A 14,594-nucleotide genomic window follows, 5' to 3' on the forward strand; every position below is an offset into this window, starting at 1 on the left:
CCTTCCACACGCCGGTGGAATACCGAACGGCAGAAGGCTAGGTGCTTTATCTTGTCTCATATTTCTAGGTCAGTGCATAGACAGGCCCGCCGGTGCTTTATTTGATTTATCTTCCAGAAACTCCGTCCAATCGGCTCCGCAGATTTCTCGCCGCCTCCTCCGGTGCGTCTGCCAGGCTGATGGCAGAAATCAGTGATACTCCGTCAGCCCCCGCTTCCACAATCTCAGCAGCATTTGAGACATCGATGCCGCCGATTCCTACAATCGGGAGCGTAATTCCTTCCGCCCGGAGCCGGCGGATGCCTTCAAGGCCCACCGGGGCTTTGGCGTCTTCTTTAGTGTCCGTCGCAAACATCGGTCCTACCCCAAGATAATCCGCACCGTCCGCTGCGGCCTGGTGCGCTTCTTCAATAGTGCGCACGGATACTCCGATCACCATCCGCGAGGGACAGCGTTCCTTGACTTTGGAAGCCGGATCATCCTCCTGTCCGATATGGATCCCGTCCGCTTCGAGCCGGATCGCCATGTCCACATCATCGTTAACAATAAATGGCACATGAAATTCGGCACACTTCGCCTTCAATTTTCGACCGAGCTTCCATTTTTCTTCTTCAGGCAGGGCGCCCTTTCCCTTTTCACGAAACTGAAAGCAGGTAATGCCGCCCTGAAGAGCTTCCTGCAGTACCTGTTCCGGCTCCCGGCCGCCCGTATTGTTGCTTCCCATAATAAAGTACAGCTTCAGCATCTGCTTCTCCATCATTCCGTCCTCCTACGATTCCTGTTTGACGCGAATATAGTGGCGCAGATCCATTTCCTGCGTTGCGTGAAGAGCGTTTAATAATTCAATTTGAAACGAGCCCGGGCCTTCTCTTGTCGTTAAACTGCCTGCGATTTCCGCTGCCGCACCGTAATAGGCAAGCGCTGCTGCCACCGCTCCAGCAGAATGCTGCACGGTTAAAAATGAAGCTGCGACGGAGCTGAGAAGGCAGCCGGTACCGGTAACTTTCGTGAGCAGCGTATGCCCATTCTGTACGATAAATACCTCTCCCTGATGGGCCACCGCGTCCTCTACGCCGGTAACGGCTGCTATTGCTTCAAATCTTCTTGAAGCTTCTTTGGCAATCTTCGAATTATCTGCTTCCCCCGAGGCATCCACACCCTGGACAGTTCCACTTTCACCAAGCAATGCAGCCATTTCTCCCGCATTAGCCCGGATCAGTGCCACATCCAGCTCTTCGAGAAGAGCAAGTGCCGTTTCTGTCCGGTAAGCAGTAGCTCCTGCTCCTACTGGGTCCAGAACAACGGGAATGCCTTTTTCATTTGCCGCTATGCCGGCCATCCGCATTGCCTTCACCTGTTCACGGTTCAGTGTGCCAATATTGATCACGAGGGCATTCGCCGCCTTGGCCATTTCTGCTGCTTCTTCCGGTGCGTTTGCCATTACCGGGGAGACTCCCATGGAGAGCAGCCCGTTTGCAGTGAAATTGGTTACTACCGTGTTCGTAATATTATGAATCAGCGGGCGCGTTTTCCTTACTTCCTCGAGCAGTTGTATAACTTCTTTTGCTTTCATGCCGGTCCCTCACTTTTTATTTTAATAATTGATCGAGTGGCACACGCGCGCCCCAGTGATTAACGGGGCCGTTGCCTTTACCGATTTCAAGGGGATTCGAAATTGCATTTGTAATATATTCTTTGCTTTCCTGCACGGCTAAATAAATAGACTTGCCTCTTGCAAGCTTCGCTGCAATCGCGGCTGATAAAGTACAGCCGGTCCCGTGCGTGTGCTTCGTATCCGTCCGGGGGGAGCGAAAATAATGAATATCTCCATCAACATACAAAATATCGACCGCGTCTTCTTTCATATGGCCGCCTTTAACAAGTGCTGCCCGGGCCCCTAACTCATCGACGATTTTCTTTGCTGCTGCTTCCATGTCTTCAAGGGTGTGCACCGGAAGATCTGTCAGATTTGCTGCTTCCGCCATATTCGGCGTAACGACCGCCGCCGTAGGGAGGAATTCACGCTTCATCACTTCGAGTGTTTCTTCCTCAGCCAGGGAGTCTCCGCTTGTGGCAACCATCACGGGGTCGATGACTACGGGCAGTTCGTGTTTTTTCAGCATATTCACCGTGGTCCGAATCATTGCCGGTGTTGCAATCATACCGGTTTTGATCGCGTCCGGCATGATGTCATCAAATACGGAATCCAGCTGGGCCTGAAGCAGCTCAAGGCTCATGTGTTCCACCTGCTGAACGCCGGTCGTATTCTGTGCAAGTACGCTCGTTATAGCAGACATCCCATAAGCCTCGCACTCCTGGAATGTTTTCAGGTCAGCCTGAATGCCAGCCCCGCCGGTAGGGTCTGTGCCGGCAATTGTTAATACTTTCGGTACTTGTGGCATACGTTACATCCTCCTTTACAGGAATCCTGCCCAGGTTCAAAAAAAGCTCACTCCCTTGAAGAGGGAGTGAGCTTTGGCATATACGTACGTGTAGTATAAAACGAAGCTCCACTTCCCTACGCTGGTACTACCCAGATCAGGTTCAAAGGGACCAAGAATCGTTCTTGTCTCAGCGCAAGCGCCCCTAGCGGATTCCTTACTATTTTTCTTAATCGTACGTGATACCTAGTCCTAATGTCAATTTTTTTCATCATCGCTGGTATTTTTGTTGTGGTCCTGATCATTGGAGGAACGACTTCGTTCCTGTTTATCCGAGTTACCGACAATACGTTCGAGAAGATGAAGAATTTCATCCCGCGACAAATCCTCACGCTTTTTATCTTCTACTTTCTCCGGTTCCCGGCTATCTTCTGTATTTTCATCCTTTGGTGGTTCTTCTTCGGCATGTTGTTTTTCAGCGTCTCGCTCTTCCTGCTCTCTCTTCTCCCGTTCCTTACGCCGTTCTTCTACTTCCCAGCCGTACATATAACCTCCGTCCGGCATGGCGAATTTCTTATTCATACTTCGAGTTTCTTTTGTAAACAGCGTATAAATCGTCGGAATGATAAAGAGAGTAAGGAATGTACTGCTGATCAAACCACCGATGACCGCAATACCCATCGGCTGTTGGATTTCCGAACCTTCTCCAAATCCAAGGGCAAGCGGAAGCACACCAAGAATCGTCGTAAAGGCCGTCATTAAGATTGGGCGTGACCGTTTTTTCACGGATTCAATTACTGCCTCTCTTACCGGCATGCCCCGTTCCACGAGTTGATTCGTATAATCCACGAGCACGATAGCGTTGTTTACAACGATACCTGCAAGCACAATCAAACCGATGAACACGGTAATACTAAGCGGTGTCTGAGTGGCAAACAGGCCAAGCATTACCCCGATGACAACCAGTGGTACGCTGAACATTACCACAAATGGATATTTAAATGACTCAAACTGACCGGCCATCACGAGATAAATGAACACAACGGCCAGCAGGAAGGCAAACACAAGACTCTGAATACTATCATTGAGCAGTTCCTGTTCGCCGGAGAAATTTAAGCTCGTCGCTGCACCGGTATCAACGTCGTCAATCGTATCTTCAATGAGCGTCGAGGTTTCATTCAAGCTCGTTCCAGTGCCATACGTAACGGTAAATTCCGTACTCCGCTCCTGATCGAGCCGGTTAATGACTGCCGGCCCCTGACCTTCTTCAATCGTGGCCACATCGCTTAAACTAATATAGTCCCCCTGCGGGGTAGAAAGCTGCAGGTTTTCAAGATCTTCCTGATTTTCCAGGGAATCCTCCGCATACTGCACGTTGACGTTTAGTGGCCCTTCATTATCCGTCTGAATCGTTGTCGCCACTTCACCGCTTGTTGTGCTGTTCACTGTCTGAGCTATTTCAGCAGGTGTCAGTCCATTGTCCTGGGCTTCGTCCTCATTGATCTGCACCTGAATCTCCGGAGCAGTTTCTTCATCCGACGTTTCTACGTTCCGAATGGTGTTCTCGCTCTCCAGCTCCGACTGCACAGCCTCTACGTCCTCAGCCAGCCTCTCTTCATTTTCATTGGAGAGCGTAAACTCTACAGAATTTGCTTCCCCACCGCCTATAGCCGCAGAAGAGGAAAGCGAAATGTCAGCCTGTTCGTCCGTATTTTCCACATCGGATTCAATTTCTTCAATCATTTCTTCTGTTGATATATCACGGTCTTCCAAGTCTTCCATTGTAACTGTAATAGAAGCTTCATTGGATCCGGAGCTGCCGCCGCCTCCGGCTGCAACTCCGCTGCCGCCCGAACCGACAACCGCCATATAGCTTGCGATCTCGTCCTGATTTTCAAGTACACTTTCAATTTCGTCTACTGTCTCTCCCGTTGTCTCCAGATTGGTGCCGTTCTCTTTTTCAACATCAATTGTGAAAAAGCCCTGGTCCGTAGTCGGAATAAAGTTGACTCCGGTCTGGGCAATGCCTCCGGCGCCACCAATAAGCAGGAGAATTGTCAGGATCAGAGCGACAGCCCGGTGGCCAAGCACCCAGCGGATCGAGCGGTCCAGAAATCTCATTGGCCGGGACTTTTCACGTTTTTGCTCCCGGTCTTCCGGCAGGGGCTTCAGCACCCGGCTTGCAATCATCGGAACGACCGTTACAGCTACAAGAAGGGACGCAAGTAAACTGAAGGCTACTGACAGGGCAAAGGCCTGAAATATCTCACCAACAATACCGGAAATAAAGACAATCGGTAAAAACACGGCAACTGTCGTCAGTGTCGAAGCCGTAATCGCCCCGGCCACTTCTTTTGTACCGTCGAGAGCAGCCCGTTTAGGGAGTTTTTTCATTGACAGATGCCTGTAGATATTTTCAATAACGACAATCGCATTGTCGACAAGCATCCCAATTCCAAGGGCGAGGCCGCCCATTGTCATTAAGTTCAGGCTCACATCGGTAAAGTAAAGAAATGCAAATGTCACAATTACCGAAAACGGTATTGCAATACCGATAATGAGCGGGGTAGTTAAGTTTCTCAAGAAGAAGAAAAGCACAACCATGGCAAACACGCCACCGGCAATTAACGCCAGGGCTACGCTGTTTATGGACTGCTGGACGTATTCACCTTCGTCGTAAATAATCGTCGTTTCAAGGTCGCTGTACTGGTCTTCCTCAAGCAAATCGTCGAGGGTTTCGTTAAAATCGGAAGACACCTGCGCCGTATTGGCATCCGACTCTTTCAGCACCGTCATCTGAATTCCGTCTTCCTGATTCACCTCGGTGTAGGCTGTCTGCTCTTCAGTGGTCCGTTCAACTTCCCCTACATCACTCACAGTGACCGTATCACCGGATTCATTCTGCCCGACGGCCACTTCCTCTAAATCTTCGACCCCGCCCAATTCATTGACGGTGCGGGTCGTTAGTGTGCGGTCTCCAGAGGTTATAGTGCCCCCTGGCTGCGTGATATTATTTGCCTGTAAAGCGCTGGCAACGTCAGACTGGGTTACATTGTTGTCTTCCAGTGAGCCCTGATCGAGCGAAATTTCAAATTCTTCGCTTAATCCGCCGCTTGTGTCAACACTTGCAACCCCTTCCGTCCGCTCAAGCTCGGTTACCATGTCCTCTACCTGGCTCTGCGTTTCAGCCAGCCCACTGCCTTCCGAATAAGCGGCCATTTGGATCATGCCCTGGGCGTCGGGATCAAATTCGATAAAGGAAGGGTCCCCGGCATCGTCCGGCAGGTTGGCATTATTCATGGCGTTATTGATATCCTGCTCTACTTCCTCCACCGACGTGCTCCAAGATAATTCAAGCAGCACAAGACTTGTGCCTTCCTCTGACTGCGAGGTCATCCGGTCCAGTCCTTCAATAGTAGAGAGCTGTTCTTCCATTGGTTCCGTAACGCTGCTTTCAATTTCTTCCGGTCCGGCTCCCTCATAGTTTGTCGCTACAGCTGCGACCGGCGGTTCAATCTCCGGAAATAGCTGCAGGGGCAGATTCGTCAGCGATACGAAACCCATCATGATAAATAAAATCATGCCGACAATGGTCAGTTTCGGCCGCCGGATAGATGTGCGGGTAATTTTCATGCATCGTTCCTCCATTGGTATGTATATTTCGATGGTTCAGTGCCTAAACTGTTAAGTAACTTAACTACACGAATAACCTTAAACGACTGGATGACTTCCGTCAATGAAGATGCATGAACGGCCTGCTACCTTTATTTCTTATAAGAGTTGTTAATTTCTTTCTCGAGTCGGTGTATCACCTGATTTGCCTGCTTTAATTCCTCAAGCGGTATTTTCGAAATATACTGGTCCACAATATAATGTTGGAAATTTGTCAATTCTTCCTTCAATTTCCGCCCTTTTGCCCCGTAAACGAGCTGGGTTTCTCTTTTGTTTTCTTTATTGGCAGCGCGGTACAGAAGGTCTTCTTCTTCAAGACGTTTCATTGCCTGGCTTACTGCGCTTTTTGAGATACGCAGACGATGGGCCATCTCTGTCAGCGTCAGGCCTTCGTGCCGCAGATTCATAAAAAATAGTGCCTCCTGGCGGGTAGTTAAATGCAGCTCTCCGAGCATCGGAACCTCGGGCTGCAGCAGTGTGCTGATGTTCTCAAGCGTATTTACTGCCTGTTCAAACAGCTCCCTGTGTGTGCATGCTTCCATTTCGCTCATTTTATTCATCCTTTTCTTTCAGCTTTCTCTGAGGCAGCCTGCGGCTGTTCATGCATGTAGGCACCTACCGCTCCACTGAATTCTCCGTACGGAAGAAAGCATGGTGCTTTTCCGCGAAGTTCCGTATAGCCGCCGATAATTTCTTTTAAATGGTCATGTTTATCAAAGGTGGAGCCAATATACACTATAGAATCAGTGTTCAGCCGGTCAGCCATCTGCACACTCATCGTCGTAATCGTCTCGCCAATCATACGAACGACAGCGGCGATATAATCTTTATCTTCGTATTTATTATTTCTCATGTTCATAATATTTCCGAAATTGCTTGCCGTAAGGTCGCCGGAAATCGGCGGCTCTTCATCAGTGTAAATATCCTTCACCTTCACATTCAGTGAGCGGCCGTCTCCTTCTTTTCCAAGCCGCAGTATGTCTTCATACGCATCAATACCAGTGAGAAGGTAGGAGAGGCCGATAAGTGTGCCTCCTCCCATTCCACTTCCACCAACACGTTCGTATTCTTCCGGCCCGGCAAAATGTATCGATGTGCCCGTCCCGACGTTTGTGATAATATATGTGTCCTCGTGACGGTCATTTTCATTGAACCGCTTCCGCAGATAAGACACTCCTTTACAGGTAGCTTCAAACTCACTGATAGGCTCCGTAGGCCAGGGCAGAGACTTTCGCAGCGTTTCCGCTTTTCCTCCCGTTATATGAATGACCGGATTGTCGACCCGTTCTTCAATCCACGTCCGCACTTTCCCCATATCGGCCAAGGGGATTTTCTGCAGTTCCCACTCATCGTTCACACGGTACGCAATTTTAATCAGCGTACCTCCTGCATCAATACCAACTACTTCATTTTTCATTCTTCTCCCCCTGTCCCGCACTCAAATAGTTATATCTTCTGTCGTCTCTTCGTATTTTATCCTACTTCTATGCGAATTGAAAACGATGCAGCATACCGCTCTTTCCTGTTTTTCTCAAAATTCTCAGTTTCCTGCTTCGCAGCGCCGCTAATTTTGTTAAAATTGTAGTACTGCCTAATACGCAGCTATCCATAAATTTAACAAGGTCCTCCTTTTTTATATAGAGGAAGAATGGAGAAAGCAGATGGGGTTCGAAATCATATCCATTTTTTTAGCAATACTATCGATTTTTAATTTATTTTTCGCCTTCGTTATTATCTTTATCGAAAAACGGAATGCCACCGCCATTTGGGCCTGGATTATGGTTTTGTTTTTCATCCCTTTTTTAGGGTTTGTGCTCTATTTAATCTTTGGGCAGAACCTGACCAGAAAAAGGCTGTTTGACTGGGCGGACATTGAAAAGATCGGAATTGAAGAACTGATTCAGGAGCAGATGCATACCCTGCGCAACGGAACGTTCCAATTTTCGGATTCCGTTTCCTCAAAGCACCGGGACCTTATTTATATGCAGCTCGCAAACGACGGCTCTGTACTTACGAAGGAAAACGATGTCCGGGTGTATACTGACGGCCACGAGAAGTTCGATAACCTCATTAAGGATATTGAGAAGGCCCGGGATCATATCCACCTGCAGTACTACATTCTTCGAAGTGACCATCTGGGACGCCGTGTTATTGAAGCTTTGAGAAAAAAGGCAGAAGAGGGGGTGGTCGTCAGGCTTCTTTATGACGACATGGGCTCGAGAAAGATGCGGAAAAAAGAGCTCTCGGGGCTTGAAGCAGCCGGCGGGGAAGTAGCTGTTTTCTTTCCGAAGCGCCTGCCAATCATTAATTTACGCCTCAACTACCGCAACCACCGGAAAATTGTAGTGATTGACGGGAAAACCTCCTATGTCGGCGGCTTCAATATCGGCGATGAATACCTGGGGCTCAGTAAAAAATTCGGCTACTGGCGGGATACTCACTTGCGCCTGGAAGGGCAATCTGTCAAAACGGCACAGACCAGGTTCATTCTGGACTGGAACCAGGCCAATTCCAGAAATCCAGTCCATTACGAAGAGCGGTATTTTCCAACCCTCGCAGAGCCTGGGGAGTGCAGCATGCAGATTGTATCCAGCGGACCCGATTCGGAATGGGAGCAGATTAAAAACGGCTATATCAAAATGATTAACTCTGCCAAGCACTCGGTATACATCCAGACTCCTTATTTTATTCCAGACGAGAGCCTGATGGATGCTATACGGATTGCTTCTTTATCCGGAGTCGATGTGCGTATTATGATTCCGAGCATGCCTGACCATCCCTTTGTGTATTGGGCCACCTATTCCCACATCGGGATCGTTCTCCGCGCCGGCGCACGAGTGTATATTTACAACAATGGTTTTATCCACGCCAAGACCATCATGGTGGACGACGAAATCAGCTCGGTTGGTACGGCCAATATCGATGTGCGCAGCTTCCGGCTGAATTTTGAAGTGAATGCTTTCATCTATCATGCGCAAACGACGAAGCAGTTGACCGATACCTTTTTGTACGATATGGATACACACTCCTCCGAGCTCACTCTCGAGGCGTACCGGCAGCGCTCCCTCTGGATCCGTATCAAAGAAGCAGTGTCCCACCTCTTATCCCCAATTTTATAAACAATGCAAAAGTCCGCTGCCTCGCTAAAAAGAAGCAGCGGACTTTCTTATGCTTTTGTTTTCCACAGGCCTCCGAGACTTCGGGCCCAATTTTCCATATAAAGGATGCTTTCCTCCATTGCCTGGTCCAGTGAAACAATGCCGGGCACCATGCTGAAAGCAGCATCAATACCAGCTTCATAGACTTTTTCATAACCATCGCCAAGCTGGCCTGCGACAGCGACCACCGTGCTTCCAGGCGGAGACGCTTTCGCGACGCCTACAGGCGTTTTGCCAAATACCGTCTGGGCATCGATTTTTCCTTCGCCGGTAATTACAAGAGAGGCTCCGGCACTCCGCTCAGAAAAGCGGCTTTCTTCAAGCACGATATCGATACCGGGCTCAAGCGCAGCATTTAAAAAAGCTATCGCACCGGCTCCAAGCCCTCCCGCAGCTCCGGCTCCTTTTTCCTGCAGCACTGGTTTATGTAGATCCCGTTCAATCACTTCCCCAAACATACGAAGCGCTTCGTCAAGCTCCTGAACATCTTCCGGCTCCGCTCCCTTCTGCGGACCATAGACGGCACTTGCTCCCTCCGGCCCTGTCAGCGGATTTGTAACATCACAGGCAGCACGCACGGTTACTTCATGAATTCTTTTGTCGATGCCGCTCACATCAATGCGGTGCAGATGTTTTAATGCTGCTCCACCAGGGGCGATGTCTTCTCCATTTTGATCCAGAAAACGAACGCCTAACGCAGCAGCCATCCCGGCCCCTCCATCGTTGGTGGCGCTTCCCCCAAGACCTAAAATAATACGTTCCGCTCCTTCATACAGCGCTTTCAAAATCATCTGCCCTGTACCATAAGAACTGGCCGTTAAAGGCTCCCTGTTTTTTTTGGTTACCAGACCGATACCCGAGGCTTCTGCCATCTCAATAACCGCGGTGCGGGATTTCTGGATGTACACAAATTCCGCCTTTACAGCACTTCCATCTGGCCCGCTCACATCCACTGCATGAACTTCCCCGCCAAGGCCGTCCCGAAGCGACTGCGTGGTCCCTTCTCCGCCGTCTGCCATGGGGATTAACTCTGTAACAAGGGCTCCGGGGTTTCCCATCCCCTGGCGAAACCCTCTTTCAATTGCCTGTGCAGCTTCCATGGCTGTCATGCTTTCCTTGAATGAATCTGGCGCAATCACTACTTTCATTTCTGTCTCCTCCTTAACGCTTTATGACTGGCTGGGGTAAATAGAAGAAGCATGCTGCTTCAGCATTTTTTCAAACAGCCACTTCTTTTCCGGCAGCGGCAGCATACAGTCAAAATGCTTCATGTCTTCGTTTTTAAAAAAGCCAAGCGTCCCTTGGCAAAAGCCGCAATAGGACGTTTGATGAGTCAACGGCTGCTCATCCGGAAACCAATCGTTTTCGGAGGGCACAAATTCGCCGCTCATGTTCCAGCCAGTTCCATCGGTTAACTGTACTGAAGCCAATAGCTTGTACGCCTTCTGTCCTTTTTCTCCGTCTGCAGCCGCCATCTGCACATAGGAATCCGCCACTTCGAGCAGCCGGGGAATTTCATTTTCCCGAAGCTCACGGAAGGACGGGGTCTCCTGGCCTGTCTCACGCAGGTAGTTTATATGCTCCTGGTACCTCGATAAATATAAGTGAATAGGTTCCAATTAGCTCCCCCCTTTGTTTCAGTATAGCATGAGTATGCCTGTGAAATAATAAAAGAACACCCCACTCCGCCACAGCGGCACTGAGATGTTCATCTACTGGTTTTCCTTCCGCGAAGATTGTTCGCGGCCTGGGTACCGTCGGTTAAAATCTTTAAACACAAAGTATTTCATCATAAAGAAACTAGCCGTGAATGAAGCCAGCATTGCCAGCCCCTTAGCCAGGTTCTGGCGGATCCACGTGGGCACTCCGAGTGCCTGAAATAAAGCATTAAACCCTAAAAATACAGCATTATTAATACCGAGGCTGATCAGCCCCTGAATAATAAACACTAGCCGCTGGCGGGTGCTTCCTTTCGCTGAATCCCGAAACGTAATAAACACGTTCCAAATGTAGCTGTTTGTTACTGCCAGCGCATAAGCGATCGTATTAAAAAGCGTCAAAGTTACCCGCTCTTCACTTGGAAAAAGAAATAGAAGCAGGTTCAATGCTCCTATATCAACTACAGCATTCGTTACACCAATCGCACTAAACTGAAGCGCTTGAAGAGGACCACGCCGCTTTTGATTCTTACCCATAGAACCCCTCTGTTCCTGATGAAATCTCCCCTTACCGGCGTTCTTCTGAAACTGTTTCACGATTTTCCAGCGTTTTAGAATCCTTTACGCCGGCTGCTTCTTTATACAAATCCCTGATTTGCTCTGCTGCCGCTTCCCACCCAAATGATGCGACATCTGTAAAGGCCTGGTCGGCCAGACGTTTACGGAGGGTTTCATCCTCAAAACGGCAAACAGTGTTTTTGAAGTCGTCTTTCATATGCGGATCGTATAAAAGGCCGTTACGTTCTGATGTAAGCTGTTCCTTTGTCGGCCCGCTTTCTGCAGCAACCAGAGGCAGGCCGGAGGCCATCGCTTCCATAATCACCAGACCCAGCGTCTCCGTTGTAGAAGGAAACACAAATACGTCAGAGGAAGCGAACGTAGAAGCCAGCTCGTCCCCATGCATAAATCCTGTAAATACGGTGTCTGTGCCTTCGAAATGCTTTTCCAGCTCTTCACGATGAGGGCCGTCCCCCACAATAGCCAGACAGAAATGATCTGATTCCTCAAGGACATCCCGGATTTTTTCAATTTCTTTTTCAGCCGCCAGCCGGCCCACATACAGAAGCAGTGTTCTGTCCGTTTTTCCACCGGAAAGCCGCTCCCGCATTTTTCTGCTGTGATGTCTGGGATGAAATTGTTCGGTATCTACTCCACGTTTCCATAAATGCATACGTTCAAACCTTTTTTCCTGAAGTTCTGTCTGCACAGTTTGTGACGTACACAAATTTATGTCCGCCTTGTTGTGGAGACGCCGGACATACCACCACATCAGCCATTTCAGCATGCCCAGATTATAGTAGGACATGTACTGGGTCAGATTTGTATGATAAGAGGCCACCAGCGGCACCCCAAGCTTTTTCGCGTAGTTAATGCCCGAATACCCCACCACCGCCGGGTTCACGACGTGTATAACGTCAGGTCCGAACTCCTGTATATATTTTTTTACTACCCGGTTTGGGAGAGCGAACTTCTTTGAACGATAAAAAGGGAGGGCGCGCGCCGGCACCCCTTTCACTTCTGCTCCATCAAATTCATACACACCCAGATCCGGGGCTACAATCTGTACTTCATGACCATCACGATGCAGCCAGCGTATGCAGGCTGTCAATCGTGTAACGATTCCGTCTGTAGAAGGCAGAAAAGTCTCGGTGATGATCATTATCTTCATAGAAGACAACTCCCCGTTTTTATTTCCAGCTCACACTCGGCAGCACGTTTCCTTCGATCACCCGCTCTTTATGTTCGATCACCGCTTTTAAGATGTGACGGATAACGTCGTCTGTTAAAAAGTGAGGTTCCAACCCTAAGTCTAAAAGATTGGTGTTTACTGCTTCAAGAAAATGCTCTTCAAGTTCTACGCGAGGGTTCTCCAGGTGGTCAACATCTACCTGGTAGCCTTCTTCTTCAGCCACCTTTTTCACTCTTTCTGCAAGTTCAAGCACGGAGAAGTCTTCGGTAAACTGGTTGAACACACGGAATTCTCCCGGCTCAGCCGGCTTTTCTGCTGCAATTTCCACACAGCGGACGGTATCTTCGAGGTTCAGGAAGCCACGAGTCTGCCCACCCTTTCCGTAGACTGTTAAATTCCGGCCAATCGCAGACTGAATGATAAAGCGATTCAGCGCTGTTCCAAAAACGCCGTCATAGTCCAGGCGGTTGGTGAGCACCGGATCCATGTTGGTTTCATTCGTATCCAGGCCGTAAACAATGCCCTGGTTTAAATCCGTAGCACGGATGCCCCACACACGGCAGGCAAACATAATGTTATGGCTGTCATGCACTTTTGATAGGTGGTAAAAGGACCCCGGCTGTTTCGGAAACGGAAGGCGGTCTTTGCGGCCTTTATGCTCCACTTCCAGATAGCCTTCTTCAATTGGAATATTAGGAGTGCCATACTCTCCCATTGTACCAAGCTTTATCAGGTGACAGTCCGGTGCCATTTCTTTAATAGCATAAAGCACGTTTAAATTTCCTACTACGTTATTCACCTGCGTATAAACCGCATGCTCCCGGTCAATCATCGAATAAGGAGCGGAGCGCTGTTCAGCAAAGTGCACGAAGGCCTCCGGCTTTTCCTGCTCCATAACCTGCTGAAGGAAATCGTAATGCTGAAGGTCTCCTTCGTATGTACGTATTTCTTTTCCTGTCAGCTCTTTCCACTTTGCCACCCGGTCTTCAAGGCTCGCGATCGGGGTGATCGAGTTGGAATGAAGCTCCTCATCAATTTTTCTGCGCACCATGCTGTCGATAATTGATACGTCATGACCCTGCTTTGATAAGTAAAGCGCGGTCGGCCAACCACAAAATCCATCTCCACCTGCAACAATAATTTTCACGTCAGTTACCTCCACATCATTTAATACAATCTAATAGTTCAAACAAGCGTAATTCTATGGGTATCTAAAAGGTAATTTCTACCTCGTAGAGTGCAAGTTGCCGTTGTATATGTACATCCGAGTAGAATTCCCATCGAAACAATACCACTCTCCTTATATTAACGCAACTATTAGTCTATATACCACCGTTATTCTATCATACTAACTAATCATTGCAGCTGTCACAGCCATAATTCATAAAAATTACATAAAATTTTATCGAAAAGCGGAGGAAGCCTGTTCAGCGGCGCGGGCCCTGGAAGAGCTTTGGATAAAGAGGCCTTTTCTCTTTACCAAAGATCTGAAGGGACACCCCGCCGCTGGCTTCCGGAGCTGGACAGAGAAAAGCGGAGAATAGATGTTAATCGAACCGCCCCTCCTCCGAACGCCTGAGACTGAACAAAATCCGGAAAAGATTCACTTTTCAAAAGAGAATTTTTCCGGATCTTCAGCCACTGCAATTAGTATATTATGTTCCTCCAGCTGTTCGCTCAGGTCACGCGCTTCTTTATCGCTATAGCCCAGCTTTGTTAAGCGTTCATAAATATCGGAGGCCCCGTGGCGGAAAAACTGTTTTACGAATTCCACCGGACTTGTAGCGTCTGCTTCTGTATCACTTACTTTTAGTTCTTTCGCAGTCGCCTTTTCCGCTTCAAGAGCTAAAGCATAAATCTGTTCTCTTTGAACACCCTGCATTTTCAATTTATCTACAGCCTTCTGTGCTTCTTCTACAGTCGAAAAAATACGAGCGGTAGGCAATAGTTCCCCCTCCTTGCAAGGAATATTACC

The 14,594-nt window shown here is 48.8% G+C and carries 13 protein-coding genes and 1 riboswitch; of the genes, 1 reads left to right on the forward strand and 12 read right to left on the reverse strand.

Annotated elements, in window-relative coordinates:
* Window positions 1–106 precede the first annotated feature (106 nt).
* The 6 genes from thiE to coaW form a co-directional block, all read right to left on the reverse strand.
* On the reverse strand, window positions 107–760 hold the full coding sequence (gene thiE, locus ACTTK6_RS00005; RefSeq protein WP_261763909.1) for a thiamine phosphate synthase: 654 nt from the start codon (window positions 758–760) through the stop codon (window positions 107–109).
* Window positions 761–769: 9 nt separating this feature from the next.
* Complete coding sequence (gene thiM, locus ACTTK6_RS00010) at window positions 770–1,573, reverse strand: hydroxyethylthiazole kinase (RefSeq protein ID WP_079474982.1); 804 nt, start codon at window positions 1,571–1,573, stop codon at window positions 770–772.
* 16 nt (window positions 1,574–1,589) lie between these two features.
* Window positions 1,590–2,402 carry a bifunctional hydroxymethylpyrimidine kinase/phosphomethylpyrimidine kinase gene (gene thiD, locus ACTTK6_RS00015; RefSeq protein ID WP_094907514.1) on the reverse strand — a complete coding sequence of 271 codons (813 nt, stop codon included), beginning with the start codon at window positions 2,400–2,402 and terminating at the stop codon, window positions 1,590–1,592.
* A gap of 96 nt (window positions 2,403–2,498) precedes the next feature.
* A riboswitch (TPP riboswitch) is annotated at window positions 2,499–2,598 on the reverse strand.
* Window positions 2,599–2,639: 41 nt separating this feature from the next.
* Window positions 2,640–6,014 carry an efflux RND transporter permease subunit gene (locus tag ACTTK6_RS00020; RefSeq protein WP_094907515.1) on the reverse strand — a complete coding sequence of 1,125 codons (3,375 nt, stop codon included), beginning with the start codon at window positions 6,012–6,014 and terminating at the stop codon, window positions 2,640–2,642.
* 131 nt (window positions 6,015–6,145) lie between these two features.
* Window positions 6,146–6,604: a MarR family winged helix-turn-helix transcriptional regulator gene (locus ACTTK6_RS00025; RefSeq protein WP_179124039.1), complete on the reverse strand. Its 459-nt coding sequence runs from the start codon at window positions 6,602–6,604 to the stop codon at window positions 6,146–6,148.
* A 5-nt stretch (window positions 6,605–6,609) separates the two neighbouring features.
* The gene (coaW, locus tag ACTTK6_RS00030) at window positions 6,610–7,470 is read right to left on the reverse strand and encodes a type II pantothenate kinase (RefSeq protein ID WP_094907516.1); all 861 of its coding nucleotides are present in this window, start codon (window positions 7,468–7,470) and stop codon (window positions 6,610–6,612) included.
* Between the two features lie 244 nt (window positions 7,471–7,714).
* Between coaW and cls the strand changes: the two genes are divergently transcribed.
* Window positions 7,715–9,172, forward strand: coding sequence for a cardiolipin synthase (cls, locus tag ACTTK6_RS00035; protein ID WP_094907517.1), 1,458 nt, complete (start codon window positions 7,715–7,717; stop codon window positions 9,170–9,172).
* 47 nt (window positions 9,173–9,219) lie between these two features.
* Here cls and ACTTK6_RS00040 read toward each other — a convergent pair whose 3' ends face one another.
* From ACTTK6_RS00040 to ACTTK6_RS00065, 6 genes are all read right to left on the reverse strand, one after another.
* Window positions 9,220–10,359 carry a glycerate kinase gene (locus ACTTK6_RS00040; protein ID WP_079474976.1) on the reverse strand — a complete coding sequence of 380 codons (1,140 nt, stop codon included), beginning with the start codon at window positions 10,357–10,359 and terminating at the stop codon, window positions 9,220–9,222.
* A gap of 21 nt (window positions 10,360–10,380) precedes the next feature.
* A complete protein-coding gene (locus ACTTK6_RS00045; RefSeq protein WP_079474975.1) occupies window positions 10,381–10,830 on the reverse strand; it encodes a hypothetical protein in 450 nt (149 codons plus the stop codon).
* 93 nt (window positions 10,831–10,923) lie between these two features.
* The gene (locus tag ACTTK6_RS00050; RefSeq protein WP_079474974.1) at window positions 10,924–11,406 is read right to left on the reverse strand and encodes a GtrA family protein; all 483 of its coding nucleotides are present in this window, start codon (window positions 11,404–11,406) and stop codon (window positions 10,924–10,926) included.
* A 31-nt stretch (window positions 11,407–11,437) separates the two neighbouring features.
* Window positions 11,438–12,598 (reverse strand): glycosyltransferase family 4 protein, encoded by a 1,161-nt coding sequence (locus ACTTK6_RS00055; RefSeq protein ID WP_462832276.1) that lies wholly within the window; start codon window positions 12,596–12,598, stop codon window positions 11,438–11,440.
* A gap of 19 nt (window positions 12,599–12,617) precedes the next feature.
* Window positions 12,618–13,766, reverse strand: a complete 1,149-nt coding sequence (locus tag ACTTK6_RS00060) for an NAD-dependent epimerase/dehydratase family protein (RefSeq protein WP_079474972.1) — start codon at window positions 13,764–13,766, stop codon at window positions 12,618–12,620.
* A 456-nt stretch (window positions 13,767–14,222) separates the two neighbouring features.
* Entirely contained in the window at window positions 14,223–14,564 is a 342-nt protein-coding gene (locus ACTTK6_RS00065) for a general stress protein (RefSeq protein WP_158219013.1), read from the reverse strand.
* Window positions 14,565–14,594: the final 30 nt, after the last annotated feature.

The sequence above is a fragment of the Marinococcus salis genome (assembly GCF_054971365.1).

Coding starts and splice junctions, on each gene's coding strand:
- thiE (WP_261763909.1), bottom strand. CDS start 760: ATGATGGAGAAGCAGATGCTGAAGCTGTACTTTATTATGGGAAGCAAC.
- thiM (WP_079474982.1), bottom strand. CDS start 1,573: ATGAAAGCAAAAGAAGTTATACAACTGCTCGAGGAAGTAAGGAAAACG.
- thiD (WP_094907514.1), bottom strand. CDS start 2,402: ATGCCACAAGTACCGAAAGTATTAACAATTGCCGGCACAGACCCTACC.
- ACTTK6_RS00020 (WP_094907515.1), bottom strand. CDS start 6,014: ATGAAAATTACCCGCACATCTATCCGGCGGCCGAAACTGACCATTGTC.
- ACTTK6_RS00025 (WP_179124039.1), bottom strand. CDS start 6,604: ATGAGCGAAATGGAAGCATGCACACACAGGGAGCTGTTTGAACAGGCA.
- coaW (WP_094907516.1), bottom strand. CDS start 7,470: ATGAAAAATGAAGTAGTTGGTATTGATGCAGGAGGTACGCTGATTAAA.
- cls (WP_094907517.1), top strand. CDS start 7,715: ATGGGGTTCGAAATCATATCCATTTTTTTAGCAATACTATCGATTTTT.
- ACTTK6_RS00040 (WP_079474976.1), bottom strand. CDS start 10,359: ATGAAAGTAGTGATTGCGCCAGATTCATTCAAGGAAAGCATGACAGCC.
- ACTTK6_RS00050 (WP_079474974.1), bottom strand. CDS start 11,406: ATGGGTAAGAATCAAAAGCGGCGTGGTCCTCTTCAAGCGCTTCAGTTT.
- ACTTK6_RS00055 (WP_462832276.1), bottom strand. CDS start 12,598: ATGAAGATAATGATCATCACCGAGACTTTTCTGCCTTCTACAGACGGA.